Origin of the sequence: Aeromonas sp. QDB62, from assembly GCF_027705695.1 — a bacterium.
In the GTDB taxonomy this organism is placed as follows: Bacteria; Pseudomonadota; Gammaproteobacteria; order Enterobacterales; family Aeromonadaceae; genus Aeromonas; species Aeromonas allosaccharophila.
Map to the genome: position 1 here is coordinate 41,769 of NZ_JAPDCD010000012.1, position 17,390 is coordinate 59,158.

Genomic DNA, 17,390 nt, shown 5'->3' on the forward strand with positions numbered 1-17,390 from the left:
TAAATGGAATTTCGAGCCCGGACGTGGGGGGCTCATATAAAAATCAAGAGGATTACCGCCAATGTGTTCTATTTTCGGCATTCTGGACATCAAAACCGACCCGGCTCTATTGCGCAAATCGGCGCTGGAGATGTCCAAGCGACTCCGTCACCGCGGGCCTGACTGGTCCGGCGTCTACAGCTCCGACAAAGCCATTCTGGTACATGAGCGTCTGGCCATCGTCGACCCGGGCAATGGCGCCCAGCCGCTCTACAACCCCGAGCGCACCCATGTGCTGGCGGTCAATGGCGAGATCTACAACCACAAAGAGCTGGAGAAAACCCTCAAGGTCGACTTCCAGTTTCAGACCAAATCCGATTGTGAAGTGCTGCTCGCTCTCTACAAGGAGAAGGGCCCAGCGTTTCTGGACGATCTCAACGGCATCTTCGCCTTTATCCTCTATGACGCCGAGCAGGATGCCTATCTGATTGGTCGCGACCACATGGGGATCATCCCCCTCTATACCGGTCGCGACGAACACGGCAACTTCTATGTCGCCTCCGAGATGAAGGCGCTGGTGCCGGTCTGCAAGAGCGTCGAAACCTTCCCGCCGGGACACTACCTGTGGAGCAAGGATGGCGAGCTCAAACAGTGGTACAAGCGCGACTGGATGGAGTACAGCGCGGTCGAGCACAACGTCAGCGACAAGGCCGAGCTGAAAGCCGCGCTGGAAGCGGCGGTCAAACGCCAGCTGATGTGCGACGTGCCTTATGGCGTGCTGCTCTCCGGCGGGCTGGATTCATCCGTCATCTCCGCCATCACCAAGATCTACGCCGCCCGTCGGGTGGAAGACGATGGCAAGAGCGAAGCCTGGTGGCCGCAACTGCACTCCTTTGCCGTGGGGCTGGAAGGCTCGCCTGACTTGGCTGCCGCCCGTAAAGTGGCCGATCATCTGGGCACCATCCACCACCAGATCCACTTCACCGTGCAAGAGGGTCTGGATGCCCTGCGCGACGTCATCTATCACCTCGAGACCTATGACGTCACCACCATCCGCGCCTCCACGCCCATGTATCTGATGGCCCGTTACATCAAGGCGATGGGGATCAAGATGGTGCTCTCCGGCGAAGGCTCCGACGAGCTGTTCGGTGGCTACCTCTACTTCCACAAGGCGCCCAACGCCAAAGAGTTCCACGAAGAGAACGTGCGCAAGCTCGCCTCTTTGCACCTCTATGACTGCCTGCGCGCCAACAAGTCGATGGCTGCCTGGGGCGTGGAAGGTCGTGTGCCCTTCCTCGACAAGGAGTTCATGGACGTGGCGATGCGCCTGCAACCTGCCGACAAGATGTGCGGCAAGGGCAAGATCGAGAAGCACATCCTGCGCGAAGCGTTCGAGGATCTGCTGCCCCACGAAGTGGCATGGCGCCAGAAGGAGCAGTTCTCCGACGGCGTGGGTTATTCGTGGATCGACAGCCTGAAAGCCATGGTGGAACAGGAAGTGACGGATCAGATGTTCGAGGCAGCGGAATTCCGCTTCCCCATCAACACCCCGCTCACCAAGGAGGCCTACTTCTACCGCGCCATCTTCGACGAGCACTTCCCGCTGGAAGCCGCCGCCCGTACCGTACCTTATGGCAAGTCGGTCGCCTGCTCCACCCCCACCGCGCTGGAGTGGGATGCCAAGTTCAAGGAGATGGCCGACCCGTCCGGCCGTGCCGTGATGGACGTGCACCAGCAAGGCTACTAAGCCCGAACGGGTTCACCCGGGCGGATAACGTCAGATAGCAAAAAGCCCTTCACCACGGTGAAGGGCTTTTCGTTAATTCATCTACGGATAACCGAAGGGGCAGTTACAGATAGAAGATCCCCACGATCAGGGTATGGAAGACAAAACCGACCATCAGGGGTACCGAGGTGCGCTTGATCACCGCGAACGGAGTCAGCTTGGCGCCACTGGAGACCGCGATGATCACCCCGGAGACTGGTGACATGGCGCGTCCCATATGGGAGGCCTGCTGCATCGGCAGGATCATGGCGGCGGTATTGACCCCCATGCTCGCCGCAATCTGTGGGATCAGCTCGACAAAGGCGAGGAAGGGCGCATTGCCGGAGCCCATGATGATGGCGGCAACCAGCGTCACCAGAGCAAAAACGATCGCCATGGCAAAGGCGGGCAGCCCCACATGTTCGGCGCCGACGATCAGAATGTCGATCACCCCCAGCACCTTGATGCCGTGGGCGAAGATCCCCGCCGCCACCAGCAGCCCCACCACGTTGCTGAACGCTGACCCCATGCCGTTGAGGAAGTGGCTGAAACCACCGCACACCTGCTTCATGTCACGGGTTCTGGCTGCCTCTACCACCATGCTGATAAACATCGAGATCATCACTATGGTGATGACGTTGAGCTTGATGTGATCGACAAAGAGGGAGGAGAAGCCCACCGCCATGATGATGGGCAGCATCGGCAAGATGGCATAAAAACCGGGGACTCCGACCTGTTGCGCTGAGTCGTCCACCGCAGCAGCGCCCTGATGCTGGTGTCCGTCCTGCAGATCGCAACGACGTTGCCAAAATACGTGCATCAAGCCCACCACCAGCACGGTCGCCAGTGCGGCCGGGCCCTGATAGGTGTAGACATATTCGATCACGTTGTGGCCCATGCCCACCGCATCGGTTGCACGGATGGCGTCAATGGCGGTCGGGGTATAGGCCACCCCGAGGGAAGTAGCAATCACCCCGGCCGACGAGGCCGCAGAGAGGCCCAGCCCCACCATGATGGGGAACAGGGTCGCCATCAACAGTACCGCCAGACCGGTCGCCGAGGGGATCGCCAGTTGCAGCGCGCTGGCCAGCAGATAGGAGAAGAACAGCAACACATAGGGAGAGCGCAACCGGCGCAGCGGACGAATCGCAATGCGAACCACCGCATCATTGGCACCGATATGATCCATGTAATGGGCAAAGCCCATCAGCGCCATGATCATCAGCCCCAGATCGGCCGCCCGCGAACTGAAGAGATCCCGCATCACCTCAAACGGATCGAACAGGGCAATTCCGGTGCTCGCAACCCCTTTGGGCAGCACACTCCCCCACCCTGCCAGCTGGCTTGCCACCATCAGCACCAGACCGGCGGCAAACAGCACCGGCTCGGCCCGATAGCCTTTGAGGATCAACCTGGCCACCAGCACGATGACCAATACCGCAATAACTACCTGAAACATGACGACTCCTTAGCGACTGAAACGGGCGTGGGTGAGCTTGATTATCTCGATCACCACGGCACTGGCCGCCTCGAGGGATTTAACCGGCAGGTACTCGTAGATGGAGTGAAAGTTGTGGGCACCGGTGAAGAGGTTCGGGCAGGGCAATCCCTTCTGGGAGAGCACGGCGCCATCATAACCACCGCGCATCGGGATGGGCTTGGGGGTGATCCCCAGCGTCTCGTAAGCGGCCAGCGCCAGTTCGATGGGATAACGATTATCGCCCTGCAAACTGTTGAACACATTGCTGTAGCGATCGCTCAAGTGGTAACTCACGCTCTGCTCACCCCACAGGGCCTGACAGCTCTTGCCGAGGGTGTCGAGCAGGGTCATTCGTTGCTGATACCCATCCTGAGTGAAGTCGCGCACATCCAGCTTGAGCACAGTTTGGGCGCTGTTGCCCTGCATCTGCTTGACCCAGTAGTAACCTTCACGCCCCTCGGTATATTCAGGCGCTTCGCCCCCCGGCAGCATGGCGATAAACTTGTGCGCCATCAGCAGCGAGTTTTTCAGCTTGCCCTTGGCCGACATGGGATGAGCCGAGGCACCGTGAAAGACAAACTCCGCATCCCCCGCATTCCAGTTCTCATAGACCAGCTCGCCAACCCCGCAGCAGTCGAGGGTGTAGGCGAAATCAGCGCCAAAACGTTCGGTATCGAACACCTTGGCGCCGCGCAGCCCCTGCTCCTCGTCAGGTACCAGACCAATTTTGATGGTGCCGTGAGGGATCTCCGGGTGTGCCTGCAGATAGGCCACCGCATTGACGATGGCGGCGATGGCCGCCTTGTCATCGGCCCCCAGCAGGCTGGTGCCGTCGGTCACGATGATCCGATCGCCAACATAGTTGGCCAGCTCGGGGAACTCGCTCTGGCGCAGGGTGATCTGCAGCTCGGCATTGAGGCAGATATCTCCCCCTTCATAGGCCACCACCTGGGCATGGGTATCGTTGGTATGTTCGGCACTGGTATCGAGATGGGCAAAGAAGGCCACGGTGGGCAGATCCCCGCCTACATTGGCAGGAAGTGTGGCGGTCAGGATGGCGTTGTCCGCTACCTCCACGGTCAGCCCCAGGGCAATCAGCTCCTCTGCCACCTTGTCAGCCAGCACCCGCTGCCCAGGAGAAGAGGGCATCACCCCGGCGGCGCCCGCTTCACGGTTGGTGGTGGTATTGATGGCGGTGTATCCCAAAAATCGGTCGACAATCTGCATTGCGGTAGTCCTGTGAGTAGTGACGGAATGATGCCGTGACGAGATCCGGCGGCGCGGTCACCTTATTCAGAAAGCAGTCGCCTTTTTCTGCAAACAGCCGTCTGATGAAGCGATAACGCCTTGGATTAACGAGAAAAAATGAGATGGAGAAAGAGAGTGCCCATCACAGTCGAATCAATGGGTAGTGATAAATAACACAGAAAAGCTGCATAAAAGCCATCAGATAACCAAAAGTGGGTAGCTGATCACATGCCTGATATGCTGAAAGGCGAAATAAAAACCTGAATGAAAGTCTCTGCTTTCGTATTGGGTAGCGAAATCCACTGCCCGGGCCAGACACATTGGCGGAATGTCATAGAGGAAAAATGCCGGAGCACAGGCTCCGGCATCGATAGAGGGAAAGTGTTCAGAGGAACCGGTCAGCCTGGCGACCGCTCAGGCTGACCGTCGGGGTCCCTCTTTGGCATGATGAGTGCGTCGCGGTTAATCCTTTTTCGCCTTATTGGCGAAGAAGATATCGGCCTGAATATCCTGGGTGCGCACCGTGAAGATCTGGTTGGTCAGATCTTCCGTCAGCGTTTCGGCCTCCTGCATCACCCGCAGATTGAAGTCGTTGAGCATGCTGTTGGCGGCAACCTTGTCGGTCTTGACCGTTTTCAGGTAGTTGGCTTCCATCTCTTTCTGCTCTTTGGCGATCTTCGCCTCCCAGCTCTGGTACGCCTGCTTCACCATGGGGGCCAATTTGGGGTAATCGGTCATCACCAGGGTCTGCAGCTTGCGATATTTCCAGTAGATGGAGTCGCTGTCGGCCTTGTCACTGCCCATGGCATAGTGCGCCGGATAGGCCTCCAGACCGCTGTAGTAGGGAACGAAGGCGGTCAGGTCCGCCATGCCGAGGCCCACATAGGTCACCTCCCCTACCTCACGCGGCATCCAGGGGCGTACCTGCATCACATGGGACTCATAGGTGCGAAACACGCTGACGGGGCGCCACGGCTCCTGACCATTCAACCCCTTGCTGTAGGGATCGTGCTCGGTGCCGTCATAGTGATTGCGCAGCACCGCCTTGACCTCCTCCAGCGTCATCTTCTTCTCAGGGGAGAGGGTGACCGGGAACTGGCGACCGGCATCTACCGCCTGCTTGAGCGAGGGGTTAAACATCTGCTGGATGGTCCAGACCCGCGGATCGTTATAGGTGCGATCCCGCTCGTCATCGCGGGTATAGGCTTTCGAGAAGTTGAACGCCCCATCCTTTTGCGGATGGTAGAGCCCCTTCTCGGTAGCAAATTCGATCAGATTTTTCGATCCCATCATGTCGGCACTGGCGGGATCGTACTGCTGCAAGCGGCCCTGATTACCGGTGGCAAAATAGTGATTTTTCGGCAGACGCTGCGCCATCCAGTGGTGGCCGGTGGCGGTCTCCAGATACCAGAGCTCGTTGTCATCCACCACGGCAACGCCAAATCCCTCTCCCGCGCCTATGGTCTCGATGATGTTACCAAGCAAGGCGATCGCCTCGCGGGCCGAGGTGGACCGAGAGAGCAGCACATCGGGAATGTCATCCTCGGTGATCCCCTTGTCTTCCACATAGGGGTCAAAGGCGAGCGCTTCGGGTGAGGCAAAAATGGACTCGGTGCCGCTCACCCCTACCCCCTTCTCATTGAACCCGGTAGCGCCGTGCAGCTGGGTCTTCCAGTTCGGCACTGTGGTATAGCGCAGGGAGTTTTTCGGCAAGGGGTAGCTGAAATCATTGGCGCCGTTGTGAGCCTTGGAGCTGTGCACGCCACTTTGCCCCTGCTTGGCCGGATGGATCACAAAATGTTGGGCTTTCAGGGCATCGCTGTCGGCGCTGCGGGCCACCATCATGGAGCCATCGGCACTGGCCTCACTGCCGACCAGCAAGGTGGTACAAGCGAACGCCGATGAGAAGAGGGCAAGGTTGATGGAGAGTGCGACGACGCACTTTTTGAAGGAATGCATGAGATCTCCTTGTTGCACAGAGTGGTTGCAAATAAACGGTGGCTCGCCAGTCAACCTGCCTCTGTCGCAAGGGATAGCCACAGTGACACGGGCCGGGCAGTGCGGGCCATCAAACCGTAAAAAATGAAAAAGAGAGGTGCGGACAAATCGCGGGACAATCGACAGAAACCTAGGCGCCCATGATAAGCGACCTGTTCGCATCTCCCCTTTCGCCTATACCTCAGGCGTGGCGATACTAGGCTTAATCAACTGATGGGAGTGTGATTAATAACGCAAAACACCAACAATGAAGCACGCTACAACTCAAAATATTGATAACTGTGACAAGAGCGGAGTTTTTGACAATAAGTCGATTCACCAGCCCCCCCGGAGGCAAACCGGCGATGAGATCAATCAAGAGAGGGTCGGATAGCGGGGTGACGTGAGCACGTCATCCCGTCATTTTCAGCTGTGTCAGCGGATCACTGCGCGTCCGGCTGGTTTGCGGGGGCGGCCTTGATAAAGGCCTGCAACTGTTCGCAGTTGGCGACAATGCGGCAGATGGTGGGGTAATCGTCCAGGATCATCTCGTAACGGCGCGCGTTATAGACCTGCGGCACCAGCATGCAGTCGGCCAGGGTCACTTCGTTGCCGACGCAGTAGACACCGGCGGTGGTCATCAACAGCTGTTCAAGGGCAGTGAAGGTCTCGTCAATCCAGTGGCGATACCAGTCCGCTTCCTGTGCTTTGTTGGCCCTGAAGTGCTCTTCCAGATAGCCCAGCACCCGCAGATTGTTGAGGGGATGAGTATCACAGGCGATCATGTTGACGATCTGGCGCACCCGGGCCCGCGCCTCGGGAGCAGAGGGCATCAGGGAGTAGGCGGGATAGGTCTCGTCGAGGTACTCCATGATGGCGACGGACTGACCGATCTGCAGATCGCCATCCACCAGAAACGGCACCAGCCCCTGGGGGTTGAGACGGCGGTAGGCCTTTTCGCGCTGTTCGCCCTGCCGTAAATTGATCGGATGCTGCTCGTAGGCGAGCCCCTTGAGCTGCAACACGATCCGCACCCGAAAACTTGCCGACGAACGCCAATAGCCAAACAACTGCAACATAATCTGTCCCTGCTTTTTATCTGGGCCCGAAGCCCGGCAGGTGCTCGCCACCTGCCTCCTTGTGTATCAGGCACCGGTTGAGGGCTCGTCGTGATCCGGACATATCCGGAATTGGGTTGCCACCAACCGGCGCTGGCCATCAACCTCCCTGACCGCTCGCAGGCACCACTTGTTGAGAGATGGTGCCAAACAGGTTTTGGCCAGAGCGATCTTCCATCGCGATCGACACTCTATCACCAAACTGCAAATAGGAGGTTGTAGCTTGATCACAATCAAGAATTTCCAGCATGCGGCGCTCGGCGATGCAGGATGAACCGGCGCTGCGATCGTAGTTGGAGACCGTGCCCGAGCCGATGATGCAGCCCGCCCCGAGCGGTCTTGTCTTGGCGGCGTGGGCAATCAGCTCGAAGAAGCTGAAGGTCATATCCACCCCGGCATCCGGGGCACCAAACAGGGCGCCGTTCAGATGGGTGCGCAGGGGCAGCAGCACCTTGCCATCGCGCCAGTCATCCCCCAGCTCGTCCGGGGTGATCGCCACCGGCGAGAAGGCGCTGGACGGTTTGGACTGGAAGAAACCAAAGCCCTTGGCCAGCTCCCCCGGGATCAGGTTGCGCAGGCTCACGTCGTTGACCAGCATCAGCAGTATGACGTGGCTGGCGGCCCCCTGCGGGCTCACCCCCATCGGCACGTCGTCGGTGATGATGGCCACTTCCGACTCGAAATCGATCCCCCACTCCTCGGAGCCCATCACGATGGGGCCACGGGGGGCTAGAAAGCTGTCGGAGCCCCCCTGATACATCAGCGGGTCGTGCCAGAAGCTCTCGGGCATCTCGGCGCCGCGCGCCTTGCGCACCAGCTCCACATGGTTGACGTAGGCGCTGCCATCGGCCCACTGGTAGGCGCGCGGCAAGGGAGAGAGGCAAGACGCTTCGTCAAACGGGAACGCCTCGGCCACACGGCCCTCGTTAAGCTGCTGATAGACTTCCTCAAGCTTGGGGACAACCTCGGTCCACTCATCGAGGGCGGCCTGCAGGGTCGGGGCAATCTCGCTCACCCGCACCGCCCGGGTCAGATCCCGGCTCACCACCACCAAAGCGCCATCGCGCTTGCCATTGTTCAATGTTGCCAATTTCATAAGCGATTCCTTATTTGCCGGCAGCCGCGTTCGGGCGCTGCCAGCTGGAGACATACCGGGTGTTCTCGATCCCTTCGCACAGGCTGCCGACGTTCAGCGCATCGCGGGTATCAAGCATCACCGCCACCTCGTCGGTGAACTTCTTGGCATAGGCCTGTCCCGCCGCAAACGCCTTGGGATGGGGGCCGTGGGTAAAACCGGCGGGATGGAAGGTGACCATGCCCCGTTCGATGTTGTCCCGGCTGAAAAAATCCCCGGCGTGGTAAAAGAGCACCTCGTCGTAATCATCATTGCTGTGATAGAAGGGCACCTTGAGGGCGCCGGGATCGCTCTCGATGGGGCGTGGCACGAAGGTGCAGATCACGAAACGGCTTGCCACAAAGGTGGAGTGGGCCGACGGCGGCAAATGATAGCGGTGGCTCATCAGCGGGCGGATATCCCGCCAGTTGAGGCGCACCACGCACAAATCCCCATGCCAACCTTGCGCATCCAGCGGGTTGAAGGGCCAGGTGATGACCGACACCTGATCGTGGCGTTTCACCTGCAGCGACCAGGGGTTTTCATCCTGCTGGGCCAAAAAGCGCTCATTGATAGCGGGTACATCGAGCGCAGTCGGATCGAAGATGGCGTGATTGCCCACCAACCCCTTGTCCGGCAGCTGATAGCTGTCGTTGGTCGCCTCGATCATCAGGATGAACATGGGCGCTGTCGGCTCGATGCGCCACATGGTGCCACGGGGGATCACCACGTAGTCACCATCGCGCAGGGTCAGGTGGCCGTAGTCGCAGAAGAACTCGCCGCCCCCCTCGTGGATAAACAAGAGCTCATCGCCGTCGGCGTTGCGCACCAGAAACGGCATCGCCTCGGATAGCCGCCAGATCCGGTAGCGGCAGTGGGGGTTGCTGAGAATGTCGGGGGCCACCCAGGGGGAGAGGGAACTCACCTCATCTTGCAGGGCATTGAGGTCAAACAGCCGTGGCCGCAGCGGCCCTTCCCAACTGCTCCAGTCGGTGGGGGCATGCTTGTGGTGCATGTGGGTGGCTGGGCCGAAAAAGCCGCTGCGTCCCAGCTCGCGCTCATAGATGGCCTGCTCCGGCAGGTCGGCATGGGCCTGACGGGAGTGGGTTCCCTCCCGATGGGGGAAACTTATCCAGTTACGCATTACTTGGATCTCCTTTGCCATGCTCAGCGTCATCCAGCACACCACGGCGGATCTGGTCCAGCTCGATCGATTCAAACAGCGCCTTGAAGTTGCCCTCGCCAAACCCTTCGTTGCCCTTGCGCTGGATGATCTCGAAGAAGACCGGACCAATGACGGTGTCGGTGAAGATCTGCAGCAGGATGCCATCCTTGGTGGGGGAGCCGTCGATGAGGATGCGCAGCTCTTTGAGGGCCGCCAGATCCTCCTGATGCCCCTCGACCCGGCTGTTCACCTGCTCATAGTAGGTATCGGGCGTCGGCATAAAGCCGGTACCGCGGCTGCGCAGGGTACGGATGGTCTGGTAGATATCGCTGGAGGCCATGGCGATGTGCTGGATCCCCTCCCCCTTGTACTGGCGCAGGTACTCCTCAATCTGGGACTTGTCATCCGCCGACTCGTTGATGGGGATGCGGATCTTGCCGCAGGGGGCAGTCATGGCACGGGAGTGCAGCCCGGTCAGCTTGCCCTCTATATCGAAGTAGCGAATTTCACGGAAGTTGCCGATCCGCTCATAGAAATTGGACCAGATATCCATATTGCCGCGATGGACGTTGTGGGTCAGGTGATCGATCTCGATAAGACCGGCATCCACCTCGGCCATCCGGGCCTGCCAGTCGGGGTAGAAGACAAAATCCACGTCGTAGATGGAGCCCTTGTCGCCGTAGCGGTCGACAAAGGAGAGAGTGCTCTCGCCGATACCGTAGATGGCGGGAATATTGAGCTCCATCGGGCCAATCTTGCCGACAAAGGGCTTGGCCCCCTTGGTAATGGCGAACTGCTGGGCCTTGCCCGCATCGCTCACCCGAAACGCCATGCCGCAAACGCTCGGCCCGTGCAGACTGGCAAACTGCTCGGCCTGGGAGTGGGGCTCGGCATTGACCACGAAGTTGATATCCCCCTGTCGGTAGAGCCAGCACTGCTTGTGTTTGTGCCTGGCGACCTCGGCAAACCCCAGCGAAACAAACAGGCTCTTGAGGGCAGCAATCCCTTTGGCATCGGGGGCCGTGTACTCGACGAACTCGAAGCCATCTGTGCCTAACGGATTGATGGTGTGAGTGGCGGAAGAGGTGGCATTCATCGGGCGCTCCTTGCTCTTGATTCGGTTAAAACGGATTGCAGCACCCAGTGGCGCAGCAAGTGTTAACAACTTGTTTCATTAGAAGCAGGGCGTAGCAGGAAGAGAAGAGGCGAGATGCAGATAGTTTTTCGCAGCTGGTAGCAAAAGATGTAAATGGATTGTGACATTCAAGCCGCAGCCCTGCGGATCAAAGTGTGACGACCCGCATGGCTGTCAGCTTTGCATTACAGTTGCCAGTTTTTGACTATCAGATGGGGCAAGCGGGCCCGGGCTTTTTGCAGTCGCGTGGGCGTCGGATTGATCAACCACGCCTCTTCCCCCAACCCCAGCAGCGGCAGATCGTGCAGGCTGTCGCTAAGCGCCAGCTCGACATCGAGGGCGCAGATTTCAGGCAACAGCTTGTGCTGGCCGTGGCAATAGAAGCGCGGCATCAGACCGCCAAAACGGTAATGCATCTGCGAGCCAATGATCCGGTGGGGCAACTGGCCGGGCAGTTGCTGATGGAGCTGGGCACGCACCAGTGCGCAGGGACTGGCGGAGATCACCCAGCAGCGCGCCTCCTCCCTTTGCAGCAGATCGCGAGCCTGACGAAACAGTCCCGGCCTGATGTGGCAATAGGCGCGCACCAGCTTGCGCCAGCCCAAGGGAGAGAGCCCCAGGGTGATGGCCCACCAGATCAGGGAGATACCGCGCCGCCGCTGGCTGGGTAGCAGCTGACTTGGCAACAAATAGACCAAACCACCCAACGCAATCACCGGCAACAGCAGCAGCGGCCAGATCCGGCGGCGCAGGATATAGCGCAACAGACCGGCGTGGCTGTCGCCGGGGGCCAGGGTGTCGTCAAAGTCGGCCAGGATCCAGCGCGGAGTGCTCCCGTCAGAGGCATTGGATGCATCACGCGCTTTTGCTGAATGGATCATGGCGTCAGGCTCTCGGCGCATAAACATCAGGGCACAAGGGTGGCGATCGCGGCTGTCAGCTCAGGAGTGACAAACTCAGCCCCCTGTGTGGGCGGGCAGACAAAATCGAACGGCTCCCCCGCCAGCGAAAAACTCAGTCGCCAGGCGTGCAGATAGCCGCGATCGGCTGGCGTACCGCCATAGCGTTCATCCCCCTGAATAGGCGCGCCGATGCTTTTGAGGGCAACCCGGATCTGGTGGGTCTTGCCGGTCTGGGGCTTGATGCGATAGAGCCGCAGACCCTCGCGCACCGACACCGAATCGAACCAGCTGATGGCAGGATTATCCAGAGTGCGCACCAGCATCCAGCTGCCACCGCGCCCCTTTTGCATATCCCCTTTCACCCAGCCCTGCTTCTTCTTCGGTTTGCGATCGGAGAGCGCCAGATACTGCTTGCTCACCTCGCGGGCCGCAAAAGCCATGCTCAGCTCGCGGTTCGCCTCCGTGGTGCGGGCCAGCAGCACCAGCCCGGAGGTCATCTTGTCGAGCCGGTGCACCGGATAGAGAGTCAGCCCTGTATCGGCCTTCACGCGATTGACCAGCCCCGGATTGACCGTCTCCCCGTCGCCCTTCTCGTCATGCATGCCGATGCCGGGCTGCTTGTCGATAACCAGAAAAGCGGGATGCTCAAACAAAATCCGGTACATAAAACCTCGGGAACTGGGGGATAAGGCACGCAGCCAACGGCTGACCGCGCTCGGGAGTGCTGCATTCTCCCTGCTCGGCTGCCATTTGGCAAACCGGGCGGGCAGACGATGAAGATGAAAAATGGCCCCACCTGCAACAGGTGGGGCCATTTTCGGCAATCTTGGCAGCTCAACCCTTACACATTGCGCGGGCGCAGGTGGGCATGCCAGCGTGCTTCCCACTTCTTGAACAGCCAGACGATGACAAAGGTGAGCAGCATATAAAGCAGCCCGGCGGTCAAAAACGCCTCGAACGGACTGTAGTAGCGGGAGTTGATGATCCGCGCCGCGCCGGTCAAATCGACGATGGTGATGATGCCCGCCACCGCCGAGCCCTGCAGCATGAAGATCACCTCGTTACTGTAGGCAGGCAATGCCCGACGAAACGAGTTGGGCAAAATGATCCGGGTCAGGGTTTGCCAGCGGGTCATGCCAAAGGCGTTGGCCGCCTCAATCTGGCCACGCGGCATGTTGTGCACCGCCCCGCGCACGATCTCGGCGGTATAGGCGGCGGTATTGAGGGTGAAGGCCAGCAGGGCGCAGAACCAGGCCTCGGAGAAGAGCGACCAAGCGGCGCTGTTTTTCAGCCACTCCCACTGGGCGGCGCCGTAGTAGATGATAAAGAGCTGCACCAGCAGCGGGGTGCCACGAAAGAAGTAGATATAGGCCCAGATCGGCCCCTTGATCAGCCAGTTGCGGCTGTTGCGCAGGATGCCCATGGGCACCGCCAGCATCAGACCGAGGAGCAGAGAGAGGGCCACCAGCCAGACGGTGGTATAGAGCCCCTCCCAATAGGTCGGCCACTCTTTGAGAATGATTGAGAAATCCATGGCTTACCTCGTCTTTATCGCATAGTGGCGCTCGGCCCACTTGAGCGCCGAGGTGGAGACTGCGGTGAAGATCAGGAAGATCAGCGCCACCGCCATGTAGAAGGTGAAGGGTTGCTGGGTTGAACCCGCCGCCAGCGAGGCTTTGCGCACCATGTCATCAAGGCCGATGATGGAGACCAGCGCGGTGGTTTTCAGCAGCACCAACCAGTTGTTGCCAAAACCCGGCAGGGCGTGGCGCATCATCTGGGGGAAGAGGATCCGCACAAACACCTGGGTTGCCCGCATGCCAAAGGCGCGAGCGGCCTCCAGCTCGCCTTTGTCCACTGCCAGAATGGCGCCGCGAAAGGTCTCGGTCATGTAGGCGCCGAAGATAAAGCCGATGGTCGCGACACCGGCTACAAAGGGGCTGATATCGATATAGTCCGGGAGCAGGGAGACCCACTCCTGATTGGGATTACCTTCAAGTAAAAAGCTGTTATAAGCCTCGTTGACCCAACTGCAGATACCGTTGATCAGCACCTGGCCGCCAAAGAAGAGCAGCATCATCAGCACCAGATCGGGGATACCGCGAATGATGGTGGTGTAGCCGGTGGCGATGGCCCGGGCCCACTTGTAGGGAGAGAGTTTGGCCAGCGCCCCTAGCATCCCCAGCAGCAACGCCAGCAGCAGGGAGGCCAGCGCCACTTCCAGGGTGACCCAGGCGCCCTCCAGCAGCGAGGCTTCGTATCCTTTCAAATCAAACATGGGCAGCTCCATTGCAATTAATAGGGCCCATTGCTCCACACAGAGAACATGGGCCCCGGGACTACTGGCGAGGTGAGCCAATCGGCCTGTTACTTGTCGTTGAGCAAAACGTCACAAGTCCCCTCACCCTGCCCTCTCCCAAAGGGAGAGGGCACTGCCTTTACTCGCCGTAAACGTCTCTTTGTTTTACTCGCCGTATACGTCGAACTCGAAGTACTTGTCGTTGATCGCCTTGTACTTGCCGTTGGCACGCAGCGCCAGAATGGCGGCATTGAATTTCTCTTTCAGATCCTTGTCAGCCTTGCGCACCGCGATACCGGCACCCTCGCCAAACCACTTGGGATCGGTCAGTTTCGGACCAACGAACTCGTAGGCATCGCCCCCTTCCTTCTTCAGCAGACCGTCGGTGATGGCGGCAGAGTCGGCCATCACATAGTCGACACGACCGGATTTCAGATCGAGATAAGCTTCATCAGCGGTGCCGTAACGTTTGATGGTGGCGTTCGGGAAGTTGTCGGTGATGTAGGTATCCATGGAGGTCGCACGTTGCACCGCCACGGTTTTACCATCCATGAAAGCCTTGTCGAGCTTGACGTCAGTGCCCTTCTTGGCAGCGAAGCGGGCCGGAATGTGCTGGTACTTCTGGGTGAAGTCCACCTTATTCTTGCGCTCTTCGGTGATGTCCATGGTGGCGATGATGGCGTCAAACTTGCGCGACAGCAGCGCCGGAATGATGCCGTCCCAGTCCTGCTTGACCAGGGTGCACTTCACCTTCATCTCTTCGCATAGGGCGTTGGCGATGTCGATATCAAAACCTTTCACCTCGCCACTGGGCTCGGTCCATGAGAAGGGGGGATAGGCACCCTCAACCCCGATCCGTACCTCTTTCCACTCCTTGGCCATCAGGCTACCGGACGCGAGGGCAGTGACTACGGCAGTCGCCAGCATCAGCTTGTTCATGTATCTCTCCTTGATAAAACAGTTGATTGGGTAACTCGACATTCCGCCATCAGTAGATGGAGGAGATGAATTGCTTGAACCGCTCGGATTTGGGATGGGCGAAAATCTCCTTGGGGTTGCCCTCCTCTTCCACCCGCCCCTGATGCAGAAACATCACCTTGTTCGATACATCCCGGGCAAACGACATCTCGTGGGTCACCACCAGCATGGTGCGCCCCTCTTCGGCCAGCTCGCGCATCAGGCCGAGCACCTCCCCCACCAGCTCGGGATCCAGCGCCGAGGTGGGTTCGTCAAACAGCATCACCTCGGGCTCCACCGCCAGCGCACGGGCGATAGCGGCTCGCTGCTGCTGACCACCGGAAAGATGGCCGGGATAGTAGTCGCGCCGCTCCCACAGCCCGACCCGGTTGAGCAGATGCTCGGCTCTGGCGATCGCCTCGGCGCGGGGCACCTTGAGCACCTGGATCGGCACTTCGATGATGTTCTGCATGATGGTCATGTGTGACCAGAGGTTGAAACTTTGAAACACCATGGCCAGTCGGCTGCGGATCCGCTCCACCTGACGCATATCTTGTGGTTGCCGCTCACCGGCCCGGTTGGTTTTCATGGCAATCAGCTCGCCATGGAGCGAGACAGTGCCGGATGAGGGAGTTTCGAGCAAATTGATACAGCGAAGAAAGGTCGACTTCCCCGAGCCGGAGGAGCCGATAAGGGAGATGACATCCCCCTTGTGGGCGGTCATGTCGATGCCCTTGAGCACTTCGTGGGTGCCAAAATATTTGTGCAGATCACGTACTTCCAGTGCGGCAACGTCGCTCATCCATTACAACCTTGTCTGTCCCTAGACGCCGCAGGGGGCGTGACTCAACCATCGTCCATTTAACAAAAAGTTAACCGATGGCAACCTTCAGCGAAAATATCACCCGGATAGTGAAAAAACAATACAGAACGAGGGTCTTCAGGGGATTCGCTCTATTTTTATTCGCTCTTTGCGTATTTTTCAGCACTTTGTTTGCATAAACAGCCGTTTCAATGGCTATTCAGATACCGCCTTTTTATACCCCAATCATATCAGTGGCAAGAGAAAAGCGTAATGCGTGCCAAACCGGCTCCGAAATCGCTTTATGCACCCCCTTGCAGAGCGAAAGATCAGCCCCCCGATCGGATCAACTTGATTTCATTGGTTCACTCGGGCTCGCACAGAACCTTAACAAACAGCCGAGTTGTGGCGAAAAAGTAACAACACCCTCAAAAAAGGGCTGTTTTCGGCCATGAAAGCGAGAGATATGTGACACAGAGCCAATAAGTAATGATAAGGTGGTATTTTTATCAGTTTTTGTGATCGAGGCCTCGATGTTGCTCAATGTGTTGCTGATCCTGTTGCCACTGGCAATCGGCTATCTGGTTCCCCTCTCCACTGCCCGACTGATCAAGCTGGTCAACCAGAGTTTGGGCAAGATGGTCTACCTCATCCTGTTTCTGATGGGGCTGGGGCTTGCCTATGTGGAGAACCTGGGCAGCAATCTGGCGGTGATCTTCAAGGTCGCCGGGGTGATGCTGGCGGCGATCACGGTCTGTAACCTGCTGGCCCTCTGGTGGCTCGACAAGCGCACGCCGCCGACCCACGAGGCAAACGATGCCAGGATGCCGAGCAAGCTGCACCTGTTGTGGGAGTCACTGCAGCTCTGCTTTGTGGTGCTCGGCGGCGTGCTGCTCGGGCTGCTGGTGGATCTGCGCGCCCTGCCCATCGACAAGTGGAGCGAGTGGGCCCTGATGCTGCTGCTGTTTCTCATCGGGGTGCAGATGCGCAACTCCGGCATGCGACTGCGGCAGATCCTGCTCAATCCCTGGGGGATGAAGATCGCCTTCACCGTCATCATCAGCAGCTGGCTTGGCAGCCTGCTGGCCGCCCAGCTATTGGGCATGCCCCTGAGCCACGGGTTGGCCCTCAGCTCCAGTTTCGGCTGGTATTCGCTCTCCGGCATTCTGGTGGCCGACAAACTGGGGCCCGTGCTGGGCTCAGCCGCCTTTATCAACGATCTTGGGCGCGAGCTTATCGCCATCCTGATCATTCCGGTGCTGATGCGTCGCCACCCCTCGGCCGCCATCGGTTATGGCGGCGCCACGGCGCTGGACTTCACCCTGCCGGTCATCCAGAAATCGGGGGGCATTCAGGTAGTGCCGGTGGCCATCGTCTCCGGCTTTATCCTGAGCCTGCTCGGCCCCATCCTGATCCTCGGGTTTCTGGCGATCTAACTGCATTTGCCCG

15 protein-coding genes are annotated in these 17,390 nt (G+C 59.0%); 2 read left to right on the forward strand and 13 right to left on the reverse strand.

Going from position 1 to position 17,390, the window contains the following annotated elements; all coding sequences use genetic code 11:
• The first annotated feature begins 61 nt into the window (after window positions 1–61).
• Window positions 62–1,726, forward strand: coding sequence for an asparagine synthase B (asnB, locus tag OKC27_RS08015; RefSeq protein WP_182939435.1), 1,665 nt, complete (start codon window positions 62–64; stop codon window positions 1,724–1,726).
• A gap of 103 nt (window positions 1,727–1,829) precedes the next feature.
• Here the strand turns inward: asnB and dcuC are convergent, their stop codons facing one another.
• The 13 genes from dcuC to OKC27_RS08080 all read right to left on the reverse strand — a co-directional run bounded on the left by dcuC (window position 1,830) and on the right by OKC27_RS08080 (window position 15,941).
• A complete protein-coding gene (gene dcuC, locus OKC27_RS08020; RefSeq protein WP_182939434.1) occupies window positions 1,830–3,203 on the reverse strand; it encodes a C4-dicarboxylate transporter DcuC in 1,374 nt (457 codons plus the stop codon).
• Window positions 3,204–3,212: 9 nt separating this feature from the next.
• Window positions 3,213–4,451, reverse strand: coding sequence for a peptidase T (gene pepT / locus OKC27_RS08025; RefSeq protein ID WP_182939433.1), 1,239 nt, complete (start codon window positions 4,449–4,451; stop codon window positions 3,213–3,215).
• 483 nt (window positions 4,452–4,934) lie between these two features.
• Complete coding sequence (locus tag OKC27_RS08030) at window positions 4,935–6,431, reverse strand: C69 family dipeptidase (RefSeq protein WP_182939432.1); 1,497 nt, start codon at window positions 6,429–6,431, stop codon at window positions 4,935–4,937.
• A 461-nt stretch (window positions 6,432–6,892) separates the two neighbouring features.
• The gene (gene maiA / locus OKC27_RS08035) at window positions 6,893–7,528 is read right to left on the reverse strand and encodes a maleylacetoacetate isomerase (protein ID WP_182939431.1); all 636 of its coding nucleotides are present in this window, start codon (window positions 7,526–7,528) and stop codon (window positions 6,893–6,895) included.
• Window positions 7,529–7,667: 139 nt separating this feature from the next.
• On the reverse strand, window positions 7,668–8,663 hold the full coding sequence (locus OKC27_RS08040) for a fumarylacetoacetate hydrolase family protein (protein ID WP_182939430.1): 996 nt from the start codon (window positions 8,661–8,663) through the stop codon (window positions 7,668–7,670).
• A gap of 10 nt (window positions 8,664–8,673) precedes the next feature.
• Complete coding sequence (locus tag OKC27_RS08045) at window positions 8,674–9,825, reverse strand: homogentisate 1,2-dioxygenase (RefSeq protein WP_182939429.1); 1,152 nt, start codon at window positions 9,823–9,825, stop codon at window positions 8,674–8,676.
• Window positions 9,818–10,942 carry a 4-hydroxyphenylpyruvate dioxygenase gene (hppD, locus tag OKC27_RS08050; RefSeq protein WP_182939428.1) on the reverse strand — a complete coding sequence of 375 codons (1,125 nt, stop codon included), beginning with the start codon at window positions 10,940–10,942 and terminating at the stop codon, window positions 9,818–9,820. The genes OKC27_RS08045 and hppD overlap by 8 nt, the downstream gene beginning before the upstream one ends.
• A 224-nt stretch (window positions 10,943–11,166) precedes the next feature.
• Window positions 11,167–11,862, reverse strand: a complete 696-nt coding sequence (locus tag OKC27_RS08055; protein WP_182939427.1) for an HAD family hydrolase — start codon at window positions 11,860–11,862, stop codon at window positions 11,167–11,169.
• 26 nt (window positions 11,863–11,888) lie between these two features.
• Window positions 11,889–12,548 carry a TIGR01621 family pseudouridine synthase gene (locus tag OKC27_RS08060; protein WP_182939426.1) on the reverse strand — a complete coding sequence of 220 codons (660 nt, stop codon included), beginning with the start codon at window positions 12,546–12,548 and terminating at the stop codon, window positions 11,889–11,891.
• Between the two features lie 176 nt (window positions 12,549–12,724).
• Window positions 12,725–13,417, reverse strand: coding sequence for an ABC transporter permease (locus OKC27_RS08065; RefSeq protein WP_058053806.1), 693 nt, complete (start codon window positions 13,415–13,417; stop codon window positions 12,725–12,727).
• Between the two features lie 3 nt (window positions 13,418–13,420).
• Window positions 13,421–14,161, reverse strand: coding sequence for an ABC transporter permease (locus tag OKC27_RS08070; RefSeq protein ID WP_058053807.1), 741 nt, complete (start codon window positions 14,159–14,161; stop codon window positions 13,421–13,423).
• Between the two features lie 186 nt (window positions 14,162–14,347).
• A complete protein-coding gene (locus OKC27_RS08075; RefSeq protein ID WP_182939425.1) occupies window positions 14,348–15,121 on the reverse strand; it encodes an ABC transporter substrate-binding protein in 774 nt (257 codons plus the stop codon).
• A 49-nt stretch (window positions 15,122–15,170) separates the two neighbouring features.
• Window positions 15,171–15,941 carry an ABC transporter ATP-binding protein gene (locus OKC27_RS08080; protein WP_033138423.1) on the reverse strand — a complete coding sequence of 257 codons (771 nt, stop codon included), beginning with the start codon at window positions 15,939–15,941 and terminating at the stop codon, window positions 15,171–15,173.
• 533 nt (window positions 15,942–16,474) lie between these two features.
• Here OKC27_RS08080 and OKC27_RS08085 point away from each other — a divergent pair.
• Window positions 16,475–17,377, forward strand: a complete 903-nt coding sequence (locus OKC27_RS08085) for a lysine exporter LysO family protein (protein WP_182939424.1) — start codon at window positions 16,475–16,477, stop codon at window positions 17,375–17,377.
• Window positions 17,378–17,390 lie beyond the last annotated feature (13 nt).